The 17,102-nt window shown below is 57.0% G+C and carries 18 protein-coding genes; 13 read left to right on the top strand and 5 right to left on the bottom strand.

The window, feature by feature from the left end; translation table 11 throughout:
• The first annotated feature begins 73 nt into the window (after window positions 1–73).
• The 13 genes from leuS to lipA all read left to right on the top strand — a co-directional run bounded on the left by leuS (window position 74) and on the right by lipA (window position 13,559).
• Window positions 74–2,656 (top strand): leucine--tRNA ligase, encoded by a 2,583-nt coding sequence (leuS, locus tag ACR6AS_RS01635; protein WP_288475783.1) that lies wholly within the window; start codon window positions 74–76, stop codon window positions 2,654–2,656.
• Between the two features lie 14 nt (window positions 2,657–2,670).
• The gene (gene lptE, locus ACR6AS_RS01630; RefSeq protein WP_111139030.1) at window positions 2,671–3,270 is read left to right on the top strand and encodes an LPS assembly lipoprotein LptE; all 600 of its coding nucleotides are present in this window, start codon (window positions 2,671–2,673) and stop codon (window positions 3,268–3,270) included.
• Window positions 3,267–4,298, top strand: a complete 1,032-nt coding sequence (gene holA / locus ACR6AS_RS01625; protein WP_434160928.1) for a DNA polymerase III subunit delta — start codon at window positions 3,267–3,269, stop codon at window positions 4,296–4,298. Before lptE ends, holA begins: the two co-directional genes overlap by 4 nt.
• Window positions 4,291–4,935: a nicotinate-nucleotide adenylyltransferase gene (gene nadD, locus ACR6AS_RS01620; RefSeq protein ID WP_111139028.1), complete on the top strand. Its 645-nt coding sequence runs from the start codon at window positions 4,291–4,293 to the stop codon at window positions 4,933–4,935. Before holA ends, nadD begins: the two co-directional genes overlap by 8 nt.
• 92 nt (window positions 4,936–5,027) lie before the next feature.
• Window positions 5,028–5,345, top strand: coding sequence for a ribosome silencing factor (gene rsfS, locus ACR6AS_RS01615; protein WP_111139027.1), 318 nt, complete (start codon window positions 5,028–5,030; stop codon window positions 5,343–5,345).
• A gap of 3 nt (window positions 5,346–5,348) precedes the next feature.
• Window positions 5,349–5,819, top strand: a complete 471-nt coding sequence (gene rlmH, locus ACR6AS_RS01610; protein ID WP_111139026.1) for a 23S rRNA (pseudouridine(1915)-N(3))-methyltransferase RlmH — start codon at window positions 5,349–5,351, stop codon at window positions 5,817–5,819.
• Between the two features lie 34 nt (window positions 5,820–5,853).
• The gene (gene mrdA / locus ACR6AS_RS01605; protein ID WP_111139025.1) at window positions 5,854–7,758 is read left to right on the top strand and encodes a peptidoglycan DD-transpeptidase MrdA; all 1,905 of its coding nucleotides are present in this window, start codon (window positions 5,854–5,856) and stop codon (window positions 7,756–7,758) included.
• An 8-nt stretch (window positions 7,759–7,766) separates the two neighbouring features.
• Window positions 7,767–8,879, top strand: coding sequence for a peptidoglycan glycosyltransferase MrdB (gene mrdB / locus ACR6AS_RS01600; RefSeq protein WP_111139041.1), 1,113 nt, complete (start codon window positions 7,767–7,769; stop codon window positions 8,877–8,879).
• 10 nt (window positions 8,880–8,889) lie between these two features.
• Complete coding sequence (gene rlpA, locus ACR6AS_RS01595) at window positions 8,890–9,978, top strand: endolytic peptidoglycan transglycosylase RlpA (protein ID WP_434160926.1); 1,089 nt, start codon at window positions 8,890–8,892, stop codon at window positions 9,976–9,978.
• 131 nt (window positions 9,979–10,109) lie between these two features.
• A complete protein-coding gene (gene dacA, locus ACR6AS_RS01590; protein ID WP_111139023.1) occupies window positions 10,110–11,321 on the top strand; it encodes a D-alanyl-D-alanine carboxypeptidase DacA in 1,212 nt (403 codons plus the stop codon).
• Between the two features lie 100 nt (window positions 11,322–11,421).
• Window positions 11,422–11,685 carry a DUF493 family protein YbeD gene (gene ybeD / locus ACR6AS_RS01585; protein ID WP_031377758.1) on the top strand — a complete coding sequence of 88 codons (264 nt, stop codon included), beginning with the start codon at window positions 11,422–11,424 and terminating at the stop codon, window positions 11,683–11,685.
• 79 nt (window positions 11,686–11,764) lie between these two features.
• Complete coding sequence (gene lipB / locus ACR6AS_RS01580; RefSeq protein ID WP_111139022.1) at window positions 11,765–12,424, top strand: lipoyl(octanoyl) transferase LipB; 660 nt, start codon at window positions 11,765–11,767, stop codon at window positions 12,422–12,424.
• 169 nt (window positions 12,425–12,593) lie between these two features.
• Window positions 12,594–13,559, top strand: a complete 966-nt coding sequence (gene lipA, locus ACR6AS_RS01575) for a lipoyl synthase (RefSeq protein WP_111139021.1) — start codon at window positions 12,594–12,596, stop codon at window positions 13,557–13,559.
• 101 nt (window positions 13,560–13,660) lie between these two features.
• Here lipA and tatE read toward each other — a convergent pair whose 3' ends face one another.
• From tatE to ACR6AS_RS20520, 5 genes are all read right to left on the bottom strand, one after another.
• On the bottom strand, window positions 13,661–13,864 hold the full coding sequence (gene tatE, locus ACR6AS_RS01570) for a twin-arginine translocase subunit TatE (protein ID WP_003854033.1): 204 nt from the start codon (window positions 13,862–13,864) through the stop codon (window positions 13,661–13,663).
• A 208-nt stretch (window positions 13,865–14,072) separates the two neighbouring features.
• Window positions 14,073–14,870, bottom strand: a complete 798-nt coding sequence (locus ACR6AS_RS01565; protein ID WP_111139020.1) for a deaminated glutathione amidase — start codon at window positions 14,868–14,870, stop codon at window positions 14,073–14,075.
• Window positions 14,871–15,192: 322 nt separating this feature from the next.
• A complete protein-coding gene (locus ACR6AS_RS01560) occupies window positions 15,193–15,615 on the bottom strand; it encodes a GNAT family N-acetyltransferase (RefSeq protein WP_111139019.1) in 423 nt (140 codons plus the stop codon).
• 224 nt (window positions 15,616–15,839) lie between these two features.
• The gene (gene cspE / locus ACR6AS_RS01555; protein ID WP_006118399.1) at window positions 15,840–16,049 is read right to left on the bottom strand and encodes a transcription antiterminator/RNA stability regulator CspE; all 210 of its coding nucleotides are present in this window, start codon (window positions 16,047–16,049) and stop codon (window positions 15,840–15,842) included.
• A 957-nt stretch (window positions 16,050–17,006) separates the two neighbouring features.
• Complete coding sequence (locus ACR6AS_RS20520) at window positions 17,007–17,090, bottom strand: small membrane protein YohP (RefSeq protein WP_019105993.1); 84 nt, start codon at window positions 17,088–17,090, stop codon at window positions 17,007–17,009.
• Window positions 17,091–17,102 lie beyond the last annotated feature (12 nt).

Raw genomic sequence — 17,102 nt, 5'->3', positions numbered from 1 at the left:
ATGCGGCCTTATGGGTATGCTATGCGGATCTTAGAGCCAGAAAAATGTTATTCACAAAGGACCACAGGCAGCCATGCAAGAGCAATACCGCCCGGAAGAGATTGAATCCCGTGTGCAGCAGCACTGGGATGAAAACGAAACGTTTAAAGTGACTGAGCAGGAAGGGAAAGAGAAGTACTACTGCCTCTCCATGCTGCCCTATCCTTCTGGCCGCCTGCACATGGGCCACGTTCGTAACTACACCATCGGCGACGTAATCGCGCGTTATCAGCGCATGCTCGGCAAAAACGTTCTTCAGCCTATCGGCTGGGATGCTTTCGGCCTGCCTGCAGAGGGCGCGGCGGTTAAAAATAACACTGCTCCGGCTCCGTGGACCTACGACAATATTGCCTATATGAAGAACCAGCTCAAGCTGCTGGGCTTTGGCTATGACTGGAGTCGTGAACTCGCGACCTGCCAGCCAGAATACTATCGCTGGGAGCAGTGGTTCTTTGCCAGACTGTATGAAAAAGGCCTGGTCTATAAAAAGACCTCCGCCGTGAACTGGTGCCCGAACGATCAGACGGTGCTGGCGAACGAGCAGGTCATCGATGGCTGCTGCTGGCGCTGCGACAGCAAAGTTGAGCGCAAAGAGATCCCGCAGTGGTTTATCAAAATCACCGATTACGCGGAAGAGCTGCTGAACGATCTGGATACGCTGGAAGAGTGGCCTGAACAGGTCAAAACCATGCAGCGTAACTGGATCGGCCGCTCCGAAGGCGTTGAGATCACCTTCGACGTCGCCAACAGCGAAGAGCAGGTCACCGTCTACACCACCCGTCCGGACACCTTTATCGGTGCGACCTATGTGGCCGTGGCTGCCGGTCATCCGCTGGCCACCCAGGCGTCGGTGAACAACCCTGCGCTGGCTGACTTTATCGCTGAATGCCGCAATACCAAAGTGGCCGAAGCCGATATGGCCACCATGGAGAAGAAAGGCATGGCGACCGGTCTGGCGGTGACGCATCCGCTGACCGGCGAACAGCTCCCGGTCTGGGTGGCTAACTTTGTGCTGATGGAATATGGCACCGGCGCCGTGATGGCCGTTCCGGCGCACGACCAGCGCGACTGGGAATTCGCCACCAAATATGATCTGCCGATTAAGCCGGTCGTCCTCAATCTGGATGGCTCTATCCCTGACGTCAGCGCCGCGGCGATGACCGACAAAGGTGCGCTGTTCAACTCCGGTGAATTCAACGGACTGGATCACGCGGCAGGTTTCAACGCCATTGCGGACTCGCTGGCCGCCAAAGGCGTGGGCGTACGCAAAGTTAACTATCGCCTGCGCGACTGGGGTGTCTCCCGTCAGCGCTACTGGGGTGCCCCTATCCCGATGGTGACGCTGGAAGATGGCACCGTGATGCCAGCACCGGACGATCAGCTGCCGGTGATCCTGCCGGAAGATGTGGTGATGGACGGCATTACCAGCCCGATCAAAGCCGATCCGGAGTGGGCGAAGACCACGGTCAACGGTCAGCCTGCGCTGCGCGAAACTGACACCTTCGATACCTTTATGGAGTCCTCCTGGTACTACGCGCGTTATACCTGCGCCAGTTATAAAGAGGGCATGCTGGATCCGGCTGCGGCCAACTACTGGCTGCCGGTCGATCAGTATGTCGGCGGCATCGAACACGCCATCATGCACCTGATGTACTTCCGCTTCTTCCACAAGCTGCTGCGTGACGCGGGCCTGGTGAACTCTGATGAGCCGGCTAAACGTCTGCTGTGTCAGGGCATGGTGCTGGCTGATGCCTTCTACTACTCTGGCGCCAACGGCGAACGCAACTGGGTATCACCGGTTGACGTAGAGGTTGAGCGCGACGAGAAAGGCCGCATTGTCAAAGCGACCGACAAACAGGGCCGCGAAGTGGTGTATGCGGGCATGAGCAAAATGTCGAAGTCGAAAAACAACGGCATCGACCCGCAGCTGATGGTTGAGCGTTACGGCGCGGACACCGTGCGTCTGTTCATGATGTTCGCATCACCGGCGGATATGACGCTGGAGTGGCAGGAATCAGGCGTTGAAGGGGCGAACCGCTTCCTGAAACGTGTCTGGAAACTGATCTACGAACACACCCAGCAGGGTGCGACCGTGGCGCTGGATGTGAACAGCCTGAACGACGAGCAGAAATCGCTGCGTCGCGATCTGCACAAAACCATCGCCAAGGTGGCGGATGACATTGGTCGTCGTCAGACCTTCAACACCGCGATTGCGGCGATCATGGAGCTGATGAACAAACTGACCCGCGCGCCGCAGGAGAGCGAACAGGATCGCGCCCTGATGCAGGAAGCGCTGCTGGCGGTCGTGCGTCTGCTCTATCCGTTTACCCCACACGCCTGCTATGTTCTGTGGCAGACGCTGGGCGGTGAAGGCACCATCGACGACGCGAGCTGGCCGGTTGCGGATGAAGCCGCTATGGTTGAAGATTCACTGCTGGTCGTGGTGCAGGTGAACGGCAAAGTGCGCGGCAAGATTACCGTACCAGCCGATGCCACGCAGGAACAGGTTCAGGCACGCGCTGCCCAGGAGCATCTGGTGGCGAAGTATCTGGACGGCGTGACTATCCGTAAAGTCATTTATGTACCGGGCAAACTGCTTAACCTGGTCGTAGGTTAAGTTCAGGAGGAACTGTGCGACATCCGATTATCAGGCTGTTTGTCATGCTGGCGGTGGTGATCACCGCCGGCTGTGGTTTTCATCCGCGCGGCACCACGCAGGTGCCCAGCGAACTGAAGACGCTGATTGTTTCATCCGGCGATCCTTATGGTCCGCTGGCGCGCACGGTACGTCAGCAGCTGCGTATCAACAATGTCACCATTGTTGAGGACAGCAAGCAGAATCGCACCGATATTCCGACACTGCGTCTGGGCCCTGAGGCGCAGGGACGAAACACCGCCTCGGTCTTTATCAGCGGCACCTCTGCGGAGTACCAGATGGTCATGACCCTGACGGCGCAGGTTCTGCTGCCGGGCAAAGGCCTCTACCCTATCAGCACCACGGTTTATCGCTCGTTCTTCGATAACCCGAACGCGGCGCTGGCGAAAGATGCCGAGCAGGATCTGATCGCGCAGGAGATGCGTCAGCGTGCTGCCGAACAGCTGGTCCGTAAGCTGCTGACGGTGCATGCCGCGCAGATGAACAGCAAAGAGACCTTACCGGCTTCCGTGATTCCGGTGCCGGGTCAGCGTTCGCAGGAAGCGCCGTCGTCCTCGGCTACCAGCCTGCAATGATCAGGATTTATCCTGAGCAACTCAGCGCGCAGCTCCGTGAGGGGCTGCGCGCCTGTTATTTGTTAGCGGGCAATGAACCGCTGCTGTTGCAGGAAAGTTCAGATGCGATCCGCAGCGCTGCCACCGCGCAGGGCTTCGAAGAGCATTTCAGTTTTACGCTGGACGCCCAGACCGACTGGGAGAGCCTGTTCGTCAGCTGCCAGTCCCTGAGCCTGTTTGCTCAGCGTCAGACCATAACGCTACAGTTCCCCGATAATGGCCCCAACGCCGCGATGGCCGAGCAGCTGGTAAAGCTCGCTCAGCTGCTGCACGCCGATATTCTGCTGATCTGCCGGATGCCAAAACTCACCAAAGCGCAGGAGAACAGCGCCTGGTTCAAAGCGTTGTCCGCCTCCGCGGTGCTGGTGCCCTGCCAGACGCCGGAACAGGCGCAACTGCCGCGCTGGGTCGCTAATCGCGCTAAGGCTCAGAAACTGTCGGTGGATGATGCGGCTATCCAGCTGCTGTGTTACTGCTATGAAGGCAATCTGCTGGCACTGGCGCAGGCACTGGAGCGGCTTTCGCTGCAGTGGCCCGACGGCAAACTGACCCTGCCCCGGGTGGAAGAGGCGGTCAGCGATGCGGCGCACTTCACGCCGTTCCACTGGGTCGATGCCCTTCTGGCGGGCAAGAGCCGTCGCGCCCTGCATATCCTGCATCAGCTGGAAAAAGAGGAGAGCGAAGTCGTGATTCTGCTGCGCACGCTGCAGCGCGATCTGCTGACGCTGCTGCATCTGCAGCGCCATCAGCATGAACAGCCGCTGCGCACGCTGATGGATCAGCAGCGTATCTGGCAGAACCGCCGTACGCTGTTTACCGATGCCCTGCAGCGACTGGAGGGGACGCGCCTGCAACGGGCTATCCATCTGCTGAGTCAGATTGAGATCACTCTGAAGCAGGATTATGGTCAGTCGGTCTGGCCGCAGTTACAGACCCTGACGCTGCTGCTCAGCAGCCGTGCTTTCCCGACGAGCTTCGCCCATGTCTGAGCTACACGCGCTGTTTGGCGGCACCTTCGATCCCATCCATTTTGGTCATCTGCGTCCGGTCGAGGCGCTGGCTCAGCAGACCGGCCTGCAGCGCGTGACGCTGCTGCCCAACAACGTGCCACCGCACCGGCCACAGCCGGAAGCGACGGCGGCGCAGCGGGTGGCGATGCTGCGCTGCGCAATCCGCGACCTGCCCCTGTTTGACGTCGACACCCGCGAGCTGCAGCGCGACACCCCCTCCTGGACGGTAACGACGCTAGAGAGCTGGCGCGCGGAGCGCGGTGCCACACAGCCCCTGGGATTTATCATCGGTCAGGATTCGCTGCTGAGCCTGGCAAAATGGCATCGCTGGCAGGATCTGCTGTCACTCTGCCATCTGCTGGTCTGCCAGCGTCCCGGCTACGCGACCCGGTTCGACACGCCAGCGATGCAGCACTGGCTCGATCGCCATGTCACCCGCGATATCCGGCAGCTGCACGAACAACCCGCGGGCCATATCTGGCTGGCGGACACCCCACTCTATGATATTTCGGCGACCGAAATTCGCCGCCGTCGCCATCAGAACCAGCCCTGTGGCGATCTGCTGCCGGCGTCGGTTATCGATTATATCGACCGCGAAGGCTTATATCGCGACTGATCCAGGCATGCTATACTGCGCCGCTTAATTTTTTGGCTGCACTCTCCGGGCTTACAGCCGGCTCGTTACTACCAGATTTCAAGGGGAACCTTTTGCAAGGTAAAGCACTCCAAGAGTTCGTTATTGATAAGATTGATGATCTCAAAGGCCAGGACATTGTCACCATCGACGTTCAGGGCAAATCCAGCATCACCGACTTCATGATCATCTGCACCGGGACCTCGACGCGTCATGTGACCTCTATCGCAGAACACGTTGAGCAGGAATCCCGTTTAGCGGGCCTGATGCCACTGGGTATCGAAGGCAAAAGCGCGGCAGACTGGGTGGTGGTCGATCTCGGTGATGTGATCGTGCATGTGATGCAGGAAGAGAGTCGCCAGCTGTATGAGCTGGAAAAACTCTGGAGCTAATCGGTGAAACTGCAACTTGTTGCCGTCGGCACAAAAATGCCCGACTGGGTGCAGACCGGTTTCATGGAGTATCTGCGCCGCTTCCCGAAAGATATGCCGCTTGAGCTGACCGAAGTGACCGCGGGAAAACGCGGTAAAAATGCCGACATCAGACGCATTCTTGAAAAAGAGGGCGAAGCGATGCTGGCGGCGGTCGGCAAAGGCAATCGCATCGTGACGCTGGATATTCCCGGACATCCGTGGGAAACCCCGCAGCTGGCGCAGCAGCTTGAGCGCTGGAAGCTGGATGGTCGCGATGTCAGCCTGCTGATTGGCGGGCCTGAAGGCCTGGCCCCTGCCTGCAAAGCCGCGGCAGAGCAGAGCTGGTCGCTGTCAGCATTGACGTTGCCCCATCCGCTGGTGCGCGTGCTGGTAGCGGAAAGTCTCTATCGCGCCTGGAGTGTGACGACAAATCATCCTTATCATCGTGAATGACCGATCAGCCCACTTCAGACATGACAAGTAGCGGATGAAATTACAAAGCAACGCCTTTCGCGATTACAGCGCCGAACAGAAACTCTTTGTCCGTCGGGCGTTTATCGCCTTCGTCGGCATCTTACTGCTCTCTTCAATCCTGGTGGTTAACCTTTACCATCTGCAGATCCTTCGCTTTGATGATTACAGCACCCGCTCCAACCAGAACCGCATCAAACTGGTACCTGTCGCGCCCAGTCGCGGCATTATCTACGATCGCACCGGCACGCCGCTGGCGCTGAACCGCACCATCTATCGGGCCGAGCTGGTTCCGCAAAAAGTCGATAACCTGCAGGAGACGCTGGAAAATCTGCGGCCGATTCTCGAGCTGACGGATGATGACCTCGAGAATTTCCAGAAAGAGCGCAAGCGTGCGCCGCGCTTCACCTCGATCCCGATCAAGACGGGTCTGAATGAGGTTCAGGTGGCGCGCTTTGCGGTTAATCAGTACCGCTTTCCCGGCGTCGAAGTCAGAGGCTATCAGCGCCGCTACTACCCTTATGGCGCTACACTGACCCACGTTGTCGGCTACGTCTCCAAGATTAACGACCGCGACGTGGCCCGCCTCGACAAAGAGGGCAAGATGGCCAACTATGCCGATACCCACGATATCGGCAAGCTCGGGATCGAAGCTTATTATGAGGATTTGCTGCACGGCAAAACCGGCTTTGAAGAGGTAGAGGTCAACAACCGGGGTCGGGTGATCCGTCAGCTGCACGAGGAGTCGCCGCAGGCTGGCCGCGACATCTATCTGACTATCGACCTGAAACTGCAGCAGTATATCGAGACGCTGCTGGCGGGCAGTCGCGCGGCTGTGGTCGTCAGCGATCCGCGCACCGGTGAAATCCTCGCGATGGTTTCCACGCCCAGCTACGATGCCAACTTGTTTGTTGATGGCATCTCCAGTAAGGATTACCGCGGCCTGCTGGAAGATGAAAACCGTCCGCTCTATAACCGTGCGATTCAGGCCGCCTACCCGCCTGCCTCGACGGTGAAACCTTATGTGGCCGTCTCCGCCATGAGTGCAGGCGTCATTAACCGCAATACCAGCCTGTTCGATCCCGGCTGGTGGCAGTTACCCGGCTCCGAAAAACGGTTCCGCGACTGGAAGAAATGGGGCCACGGCCGTCTGAACGTCACCAAGGCGCTCGAAGAGTCCGCCGATACCTTCTTCTATCAGGTCGCCTATGACATGGGTATCGACCGCCTGTCGGAGTGGATGAATAAATTCGGCTACGGCAGCCGCACCGGCATCGACCTGCCGCAGGAGAGCGCCGGTAACATGCCGACACGCGACTGGAAGATGAGACGCTTTAAAAAGCCGTGGTATCAGGGTGATACCATTCCGGTGGGGATCGGTCAGGGTTACTGGACAGCTACCCCGCTGCAAATGAATAAAGCGATGATGATTCTGATCAACGACGGCGTGGTCAAAGTGCCGCACATGCTGCGGGCGACCCGCGAAGGGCGCACCCTGGTGCCCTATCGCCAGCCGCCGGAAGCGCCAATCGGCGATATCCACTCCGGCTTCTGGGAGATCGCCAAAGATGGCATGTATGGCGTGGCGAACCGGCCCAACGGAACCGCGCACAAGAGTTTTGCTGATGCGCCCTATAAAATCGCCGCCAAGTCCGGTACGGCGCAGGTCTTTGGCCTGAAAGAGAACGAAACCTATAACGCGCACAGAATTGCTGAACGATTACGCGACCATAAACTGATGACCGCGTTTGCCCCCTTTGATAAGCCTCGGGTCGCCGTGACCATTATTCTGGAAAACGGTGGCGCCGGTCCGGCTGTCGGCACCGTGATGCGCCAGATTCTGGATCACATCATGCTGGGTGATAACAATACAGTCCTGCCGGACGCAGCACCTGTGCCGCCCGGTTATGAAGGTGAATAAACATGTCGATGCAAGATAGTCCGCAGAAACGATCGATCTGGATGCGCATCCATATCGATCCGCTGTTTATGCTGATCATTCTCGGCCTGCTGACCTACAGCGCCGTGGTGATCTGGAGTGCCAGTGGTCAGGACCCTGGCATGATGGAGCGTAAGCTGGGCCAGATTGCGATGGGTCTGGTGATCATGATTGTGCTGGCGCAGGTGCCACCGCGCGTCTATGAAGGCTGGGCGCCCTATCTCTATATTGTCTGCGTCATTCTGCTGGTGGCGGTTGATGCCTTCGGGCAGATCAGTAAAGGCGCACAACGCTGGCTGGATCTCGGCTTTGTCCGCTTCCAGCCCTCGGAAATCGCCAAGATAGCAGTGCCGCTGATGGTGGCGCGCTTTATTAACCGTGACGTCTGCCCGCCGACGCTGAAAAACACCGGCATTGCGTTGCTGCTGATCTTTGTCCCTACCCTGCTGGTCGCCGCTCAGCCCGATCTCGGCACCTCGATTCTGGTGGCCGCCTCCGGTCTGTTTGTGCTCTTCCTCTCCGGCATGAGCTGGAAACTGATCGGCGTAGCGGTGCTGCTGGTTGCGGCCTTTATCCCGATCCTGTGGTTCTTCCTGATGCACGATTATCAGCGCGACCGCGTGATGATGCTGCTCGATCCGGAAACCGACCCGCTGGGCGCCGGGTATCACATTATCCAGTCGAAAATTGCCATCGGCTCGGGCGGGCTGCGCGGCAAAGGCTGGCTGCAGGGCACCCAGTCTCAGCTGGAGTTTTTACCGGAACGTCACACCGACTTTATCTTTGCGGTTCTGGCCGAAGAGTTAGGTCTGGTGGGCGTCCTGCTGCTGCTGCTGCTTTATCTGCTGCTGATTATGCGCGGACTGGTGGTGGCGGCCCGGGCGCAGACCACCTTTGGCCGGGTCATGGCCGGGGGTTTAATGCTGATTTTATTCGTTTATGTTTTCGTTAACATCGGCATGGTTAGTGGTATCTTACCGGTGGTTGGCGTACCGCTGCCGCTGGTCAGTTATGGCGGCTCCGCGCTGATCGTGCTTATGGCGGGATTCGGCATTGTGATGTCGATCCACACTCACCGAAAAATGTTATCTAAAAGTGTCTAAGAGGCTGCAGATGCGTAAGGAATGGCTTGGCGTTGCACTGGCATCACTGGTTCTGGCGGCCTGTACCACGCCGGAACCCCAAAATACGGCGCCGCCGCAACCGGCTTACAATGGGCCGGTCGTGGAGATCCCAGGCGTTGAGCCACGTTATGAGCCGATCAATCCGGGTACCAGCCAGGATTACAGCGTAAACGGCAAAAATTACCGCATCATCAAGGATCCGTCGAACTACAGCGAAATCGGCATCGCCGCCTGGTACGGTGAAGAGGCGCAGGGCAGCCGCACCGCCACCGGCGAAGCCTACGATCCCGATGCGCTGACCGCCGCCCATCCTACTCTGCCGCTGCCGAGTTATGTGCGGGTCACGAACATGGCAAACGGTCGTCAGATTGTGGTGCGCGTCAACGATCGTGGCCCCTACACGCCGGGCCGCATTATCGACCTGTCGCGGGCGGCGGGTGATCGTCTGAACATTTCCAACAATTCGCGCGTGCGGGTCGACTATATCAGCGTCGCGCCGGACGGCACGCTTTCTGGCCCCGGCACCATCGGCACCGTGGTCGCCAGACAGAGCTACTCGCTGCCGGCGCGTCCCGATCTGAGCGGTGGTAACGTGATGAACGGCGGCAGCGCCGCTAACGCCGAACCGCCGGCGCAGAATGTCGATGCCATCAGCAACAGTACCCTGCAGAGCAGCGACAACATGGGTGCGCCGGTTCAGAGCAGCGGCTTCCTTGGCGCCCCTCAGCCCTTAGCGAATGGCGTGCTGGAAGGCAGTGAACCGCCTGCTGCGGCCCCTGCCGCCGTTGCCGCACCGGCGGCGGCCCCCGCTGCCAGCAGTGCGCCCGCCGCCAGCAGCGGTGAAGCCGCAGGTTATGTGGTTCAGGTGGGTGCGCTGAACGATCCGGCCCGCGCGCGTCAGATGATGAAAAGCCTGAGCCAGCGTTACGGCGTGCCCGGCAAGGTCGAAGAGGCAGGCAACAATGTCTATCGCGTCCAGCTTGGCGGCTATGCTTCCCGCGCTGAAGCGGCAGCCCTGCAACAGCGCCTGAGCAGTGAGGGGCAGACCGCCTCATTTATTACCAATACGCGTCGCTGAATCGTTAATCAGACCGCTGCACGTTACGTCTGCTAACAACCCAATCATCACGCCCGGTGCCAGATGAACTGGCATTGGGTATGATGAGTGACATTTTTAACCTTAAACTCACGGATGTTGTAGTCCTACACATGAACACGCTGAAATCATCTCGTTTGCTGAAACGCCTGACAGTGGGATCACTGATCGCCTTCTCTCTCAGCCATGCTGCTATTGCTGATGACGTCAATCTCAAGACCATGATTCCGGGCGTGCCGGACATTGATGCCGAAGCGTATGTCCTTATCGACTACAACTCGGGCAAAGTGCTGGCTGAGAAAAATGCCGATGCGCGCCGCGATCCTGCCAGTCTGACCAAGATGATGACCAGCTATGTCATTGGCCAGGCCGTGAAAGCGGGCAAAATTCATCAGGACGATATGGTCACCGTGGGCCCGGATGCCTGGGCGACCGGTAACCCGGTATTCAAGGGCTCCTCGCTGATGTTCCTGAAGCCTGGCGACCGCGTACCGGTCTCTCAGCTGACCCGTGGGATCGTGCTGCAGTCTGGCAACGACGCCTGTGTTGCCATGGCGGACTATGTCGCCGGCAGTCAGGATGCGTTCGTTAACCTGATGAACAACTACGTTAAAGCAATTGGCCTGCAGAATACCCACTTCGGCACCGTACACGGTCTGGACGCTGAAGGTCAGTACAGCTCCGCGCGCGACATGGCGCTGATTGGTCAGGCGCTGATCCGCGACGTGCCGGATGAGTACGCCATCTACAAAGAGAAGGAATTTACCTTCAACAACATCCGTCAGATGAACCGTAATGGTCTGCTGTGGGACACCAGTCTGAACGTAGATGGCATTAAAACCGGTCACACCAACTCCGCAGGCTATAACCTGGTGGCGTCGGCGACCGAAGGCCAGATGCGCCTGATTTCTGCCGTGATGGGCGGCCATACCTTTAAAGGTCGTGAAACCGAGAGTAAGAAACTGCTTACCTGGGGCTTCCGCTTCTTCGAAACCGTTGCGCCACTGAAAGCGGGCAAAGAGTTTGCCTCTGAGCCGGTCTGGTTCGGCGATAACGACCGTGTGCAGCTGGGTGTGGAGAAAGATGCTTACCTGACCATTCCGCGTGGCCGGATGAAAGATCTGAAAGCCAGCTATGTGCTGACCAACACGGAGCTGCATGCACCGCTGAAGAAAAATCAGGTCGTCGGCAGCATCAACTTCCAGCTGGATGGCAAGACTATCGAACAGCGTCCGCTGGTGGTGCTGAACGAAGTTTCGGAAGGGGGCTTCTTTGGCCGTATCGTGGATTACATCAAGCTGATGTTCCATCACTGGTTCGGTTAAGCGTGGCGGGTGATTGAAAAATCACCCCTTCGCCCCCATTACCAGATATTATGATGCTCCCGCTCAGGCGGGAGCCTGTTTTTTATGCACCGGAGTAAATATGAAAACCAAACTGAATGAACTGCTCGAATTTCCTACCCCCTTTACCTATAAAGTGATGGGTCTGGCGCAACCGGAGCTGGTTGATCAAGTGGTTGAAGTGGTGCAACGTCATGCGCCCGGCGACTACAGCCCTGAAGTTAAGCCGAGCAGCAAAGGCAACTATCACTCCGTTAACATCACTATCACCGCCACCCATATCGAACAGGTTGAACGCCTGTATGAAGAGCTGGGCAAAATCGAAATTGTGCGGATGGTTCTGTAATTAGCGGGTCGGCAAGACGCCTCTGCCTGACGCTTTGCCGACATTTTCTTCAACGTATCCCCTTTAACGGACTCCTGTTTTGTCATCTGAAACTCTTCTCGTCCGCCAGTCAGGTCTGTGCGACTGGCAATCAGCTTCCGACGCCATGCATGCCTACACGGACCAGCGCGACGAACACAGTCGCGATGAAATCTGGCTGGTCGAACACCCTCCGGTCTTTACCCAGGGCCAGGCGGGAAAAGCAGAGCACTTGCTGATGCCGGGCGACATTCCGGTGGTGCAGAGTGACCGTGGCGGCCAGGTCACCTATCACGGCCCGGGCCAGCAGGTGATGTACGTGCTGATCGACGTGAAACGCCGTAAGCTCGGCGTGCGTCAGCTGGTGACCATTCTGGAAGAGACGGTCATCGCCACTCTGGCCGATTTTGGCGTCAGCGCCCGGGCGCGTGCCGATGCGCCAGGTGTCTATGTCGGCGACGAGAAGATCTGTTCTCTGGGCTTGCGTATCCGTAAAGGCTGTTCGTTTCACGGTCTGGCGCTCAATGTGGCAATGGATCTCACGCCCTTCCTGCGCATTAATCCCTGCGGCTATGCCGGAATGAGCATGACCCAGCTTAAACATTTTCAGCCTGAGGTGACCACAGCTCAGGTTCAGGCACCGCTGGTCAGCGCCTTTGCGCGGCTGGCAGGTTATGAAAATGTTGAATGGGTAGCTGGCGATCTGCCTGTTGAGCCTTAACGCAGCGTGCGGATTTACAAATATGTAACTTATCTGCGCTGACTGTGGCTGCTTCGCAGACGATGAGATGATATAATTTTTGCACTTTTTTCAAATAAAGTTGAAAGCCCCCTTCCCGGTTTGAGTGGGAAAGCTTTCAAATCGCAATCCGACCGGAACCCGCTGATTTATGAGTAAACCAATTCAGATGGAACGCGGCGTCAAATATCGTGACGCAGACAAAATGGCGCTGATCCCGGTGAAAACCGTGGCTGTTGAACGGCAGGAGATGTTGCGTAAGCCGGAATGGATGAAAATCAAGCTGCCGGCTGACTCCAGTCGTATTCAGGGCATCAAGGCCGCGATGCGTAAAAACGGGCTGCACTCAGTCTGTGAAGAGGCCTCCTGCCCGAACCTTGCAGAATGTTTCAACCACGGCACCGCCACGTTTATGATCCTCGGCGCGATCTGTACCCGCCGCTGCCCGTTCTGCGATGTGGCCCACGGTCGCCCTAATGCACCGGATGCCAATGAACCCGCGAAACTGGCGCAGACCATTGCCGATATGGGCCTGCGTTACGTGGTGATCACTTCGGTTGACCGCGATGACCTGCGAGACGGCGGTGCGCAGCACTTTGCCGACTGTATCAGCGCCATCCGGGAAAAAAACCCCACGATTAAAATTGAAACGCTGGTGCCGGACTTCCGTGGCCGTATGGATCGTGCGCTGGAGATTCTCACCGCAACGCCACCGGATGTGTTTAACCACAATCTGGAAAACGTTCCGCGTGTTTATCGTCAGGTGCGTCCGGGTGCCAACTACGAGTGGTCACTGAAGCTGCTTGAGCGTTTCAAAGAAGCGCATCCGGATGTCCCGACCAAATCGGGTCTCATGGTGGGTCTGGGCGAAACCAACGCCGAAATCATTGAAGTGATGCGCGATCTGCGTCGTCATGGCGTCACCATGCTGACGCTGGGACAGTATCTGCAGCCCAGCCGTCATCATCTGCCGGTTCAGCGTTATGTCAGCCCGGCTGAATTCGATGAAATGAAAGAAGAGGCGATGGCGATGGGCTTTACCCATGCGGCATGCGGGCCGTTTGTCCGCTCCTCTTATCATGCTGACATGCAGGCGAAAGGCGAAGAAGTGAAATAAGCGCCCTTTCAGACGCCAGAAAACAAAAAACCAGACTTTGCGGTCTGGTTTTTTTGTGTACGCGAAATAAAAAGTAACAGTTATTTGCAGCCAATAACCGATTAATCTTTATGAACGACGCGTTCTGCCGGCACATCTTCGGCTGTTGTCCGGGTTGCGCTGGTGTCTTCATCTTTCATGGCTTTTTTGAAGCCCTTGATGGCAGAGCCCAGATCGCCGCCCAGCGAGCGCAGCTTGTTAGTACCGAAAAGCAGTACGATAAGCGCACCGATAATCAGCAGCTTGGCAATACTGATACCTTCCATATTTAACCTTTTAACTTTATTGAATCACGGTGACTGTTATTTACGCGCAGTTTGCCAGTGTCGACAACTGCAATCTGTAACAGAGTAAGATCGCCAGCGCCGGACCGGGGAGTCTCAGACTGACCGGGACACGGCCCCCCTTTCAGACGAACGCACTAACGGCGTCCGGCGTGGAGAGTGTACCACCTGTTTCTGCGCCTGGCAGGCTTTATAGCGATCCGTTGAGTTCAGGACGCGCAAAGCGCCGGTTCTCCAGCACCGGTAACACCTGACGCGCATAGGCAATGCGTTCCGGATCGATGTCGGCAAACAGCAGCGCAGGCGACTCAGCCGCATTCGCTATTGCCACGCCCAGCGGATCGACAACCAGACTGTTGCCGATATTGCGTGGGCCACATTCACCCACCGCCACCATATAGCAGGTGTTCTCCAGCGCACGGGCGCGGGTCAGCAGCTCCCAGTGCATCTCTTTCAGCGGACCTTTAACCCAGGCGGCCGGCAGCACCAGCACCTCTGCGCCATCCAGCGCCAGCCGCCGTGCCAGCTCCGGGAAGCGCACGTCATAGCAGGTCATTAAACCGACCTTCATCCCTGCCACCTCAATCAGCGGCGGCACGGCATGGCCCGGATTGACGCGCCGGGACTCCTGCATCGCAAAGGCGTCGTAAAGATGGAGCTTTTCATAGGCGGCGATGACTTCTCCGTTGCGGATAGCCACCAGTACGTTAAGCACTTTTTGCTGACCGGTGGGGACATGCACGCTCATAATGGTAGTCAGCGCGCTGTGCTGGCTGGCGGCGAGCAACCGGCTCAGAAAAGGACCCTCCAGCGGCTGCGCCGCCTGAATCACAAAATCGGGATCGCTGTTATCGCGCGCCAGTACCGCTTCGGGCAGCACCAGCAGATCAACATCAGCCTCTGCCGCGCGCTGCATGAAATCCAGACAGGTTGTGGCGTTCTCCTGCCATTCACGGCTCACCGCAAACTGCCCCAGTGCGACTTTCATTGTTCTCTTCTCCTGTTACCCCGTTCTGATGAAAGGGAATGGCTTACCGCAGCCAGCATTCCGTCTGTTCCACGCTGTCTCCGGCTACGGCAGCCGCTCGCCTGTGACCGCTCTGCTGCCGTGACGACCTGTGAAGGGCCAATCCCCCGGCGGCAGTTACAGACAGCGCCGGAAATGAAGCGTGCCGCAGAACGCCGCTGAGGGTTTCTGCTGGCTGAGCGCCCTGCGGAAAGCATAAACGGCTGAGAGGCGACCCGGCGGCAGCTTCGGCCTTCAGCGCAGACAGAGAAACCGGGGCTACGCGTCTGTGCCCCCTCCCCGCTTACAGCGCTTTGATCAGATAACAGGGAGACTCACTGTAGCCTTCGCGGGCGTAAAACTGGTTGGCTTTGAGACGCGACTGATGACAGTGGACTTCCATACGATCGCAGCCACGCTGCGCCGCCAGCGTTTCGGCGTGCTGAATCAGCTGCTGACCAACGCCTTTGCTGCGTTCCCCCTCGGCGATGCAGAAATAGCTGATGCGGGCGAAATCACCGGCCAGTGCCAGCTGAGGGATGAAATGCAGGGAGAGAAAGCCAAGCACCTGGCTGCCATGCTCTGCCACCAGCAGGGCTTCGCTGGGATCGCTGCACAATTGCGCCAGGCGCTGTTCAATGAAGCCCTCTGTTTTCCCATAACCTAACTCGCTCAGCAAGGCGCTCAGCGCAAAACTGTCTTTCAACTCTGCCTGTCGTATCTTCATCCTGCCTCCTCACACCGGGTTCTGTCGCACAGTTATATAGCGTTGCCCGCCAAAAAGCTGCACTTCAGGTTGTTATAAATATGTTATGAGGATTTATTGTGAGGCGTCACGCAGTTTGTGCGGCGTGGTAGCGATGCGGGCGTGAGAGGTGGGGAGGAGAAGCGCGGATGGCAGCCATAAAAAAACCCGCCATCAGGCGGGTTTTTAGAATTCTGACTGTTAACTTACAGACTGATAACGTTAGCAGCAGATGGGCCTTTCGCGCCGTCGGTGATTTCAAACTCAACGCGCTGACCTTCAGCCAGAGTTTTGAAGCCGTTGCTCTGGATTGCAGAGAAGTGTACGAATACATCTTTGCTGCCATCTTCAGGAGTAATGAAACCGAATCCTTTAGATTCATTAAACCACTTAACGTTACCTTTGATCTTAGACATCTATATTACCTTTACATGAAAAATGGACACTAAACTGTGTCGGGGTCTAGTACAGCAATTGCGGAGGGATTTGTCCAGTACGATTTGATGAAAAAGTGATAAATATCGACTTTCTGTGCACACATCACACTTTCCTGCTTTTAGACTTGCATAACCCTCCAGAAGAGGAAGATGAGATGTTAACCGTTCTGTTGGCTAACCTGCTGGAAAGGCGGCGCTTTTCCGTTTTCAGCGTGAAGGGGAGTGCATGTTAAAAAGAAAATTCTTATTCGGAGGAATTTTTGTGGTTAGCGGCACTGATGAACCTCAGCAGGCTGTTTTTTACCGTTAATGCGCGCCTCTTTTTCCTGACGCAGGCCCATTTTTTCCACGTTAAACGTATGGCATAGCACGAAAGATCAAAAAGCAGCCATCTCCCTCCGATTTATCTCAGCGCAAATCGGCTTCTGCCCGGCCAGAAATGAACCAGTTGCGTCATTTACGCCAGTGCTGGCGCGCTATTCGCGGATATTTTATCCATCAATGAGTAAGCGTTGATCAATATCAAAGAAAACTATTTTAAGCATCAAATTCGCATTTGACAGCAAACATTGCAGTCTGGAAAAAATTACGTTTCTGGTCGCAGCACGAAATAATATTGTCCGGTAATAGATAACGCCTGCTTAACCGGTCAGGGACGCGCAGCAGAAACGCGCATTAAAAAGGAGGGTAAAACAGAATGGTAATGAAGATACGCTGCACGCAGTGTGGAAGTGCCCGGTTTGTTTTCACGGATTTCAGCGAAGCTCAGCGCAATTTTCATGGCGCCTGTTGCGCAAGCTGCCACAAGCCGCTGGGCTTGAAGGATCTGCTACCCAATACGCCGATGGACCCAATCAGCCAGTGCCTCCTGGCCAGCCAGAAAACATTGCGGGCACCTGATTAGGTGCCCGCTGCTGCTGTTCCGGCCATCTGCCATCAGAAAATCAGTTTGAATACCCCTGTCAGGGTCAGCAAGCCTACGATAAAGATGATTGCGATAATCCACAGAATAATTTTCATTTCCTTTGCCCC

Origin of the sequence: Pantoea phosphatilytica (genome assembly GCF_051025615.1) — a bacterium.
GTDB lineage: Bacteria > Pseudomonadota > Gammaproteobacteria > Enterobacterales > Enterobacteriaceae > Pantoea.
This window is presented reverse-complemented; position numbering and strand designations above follow the sequence as displayed.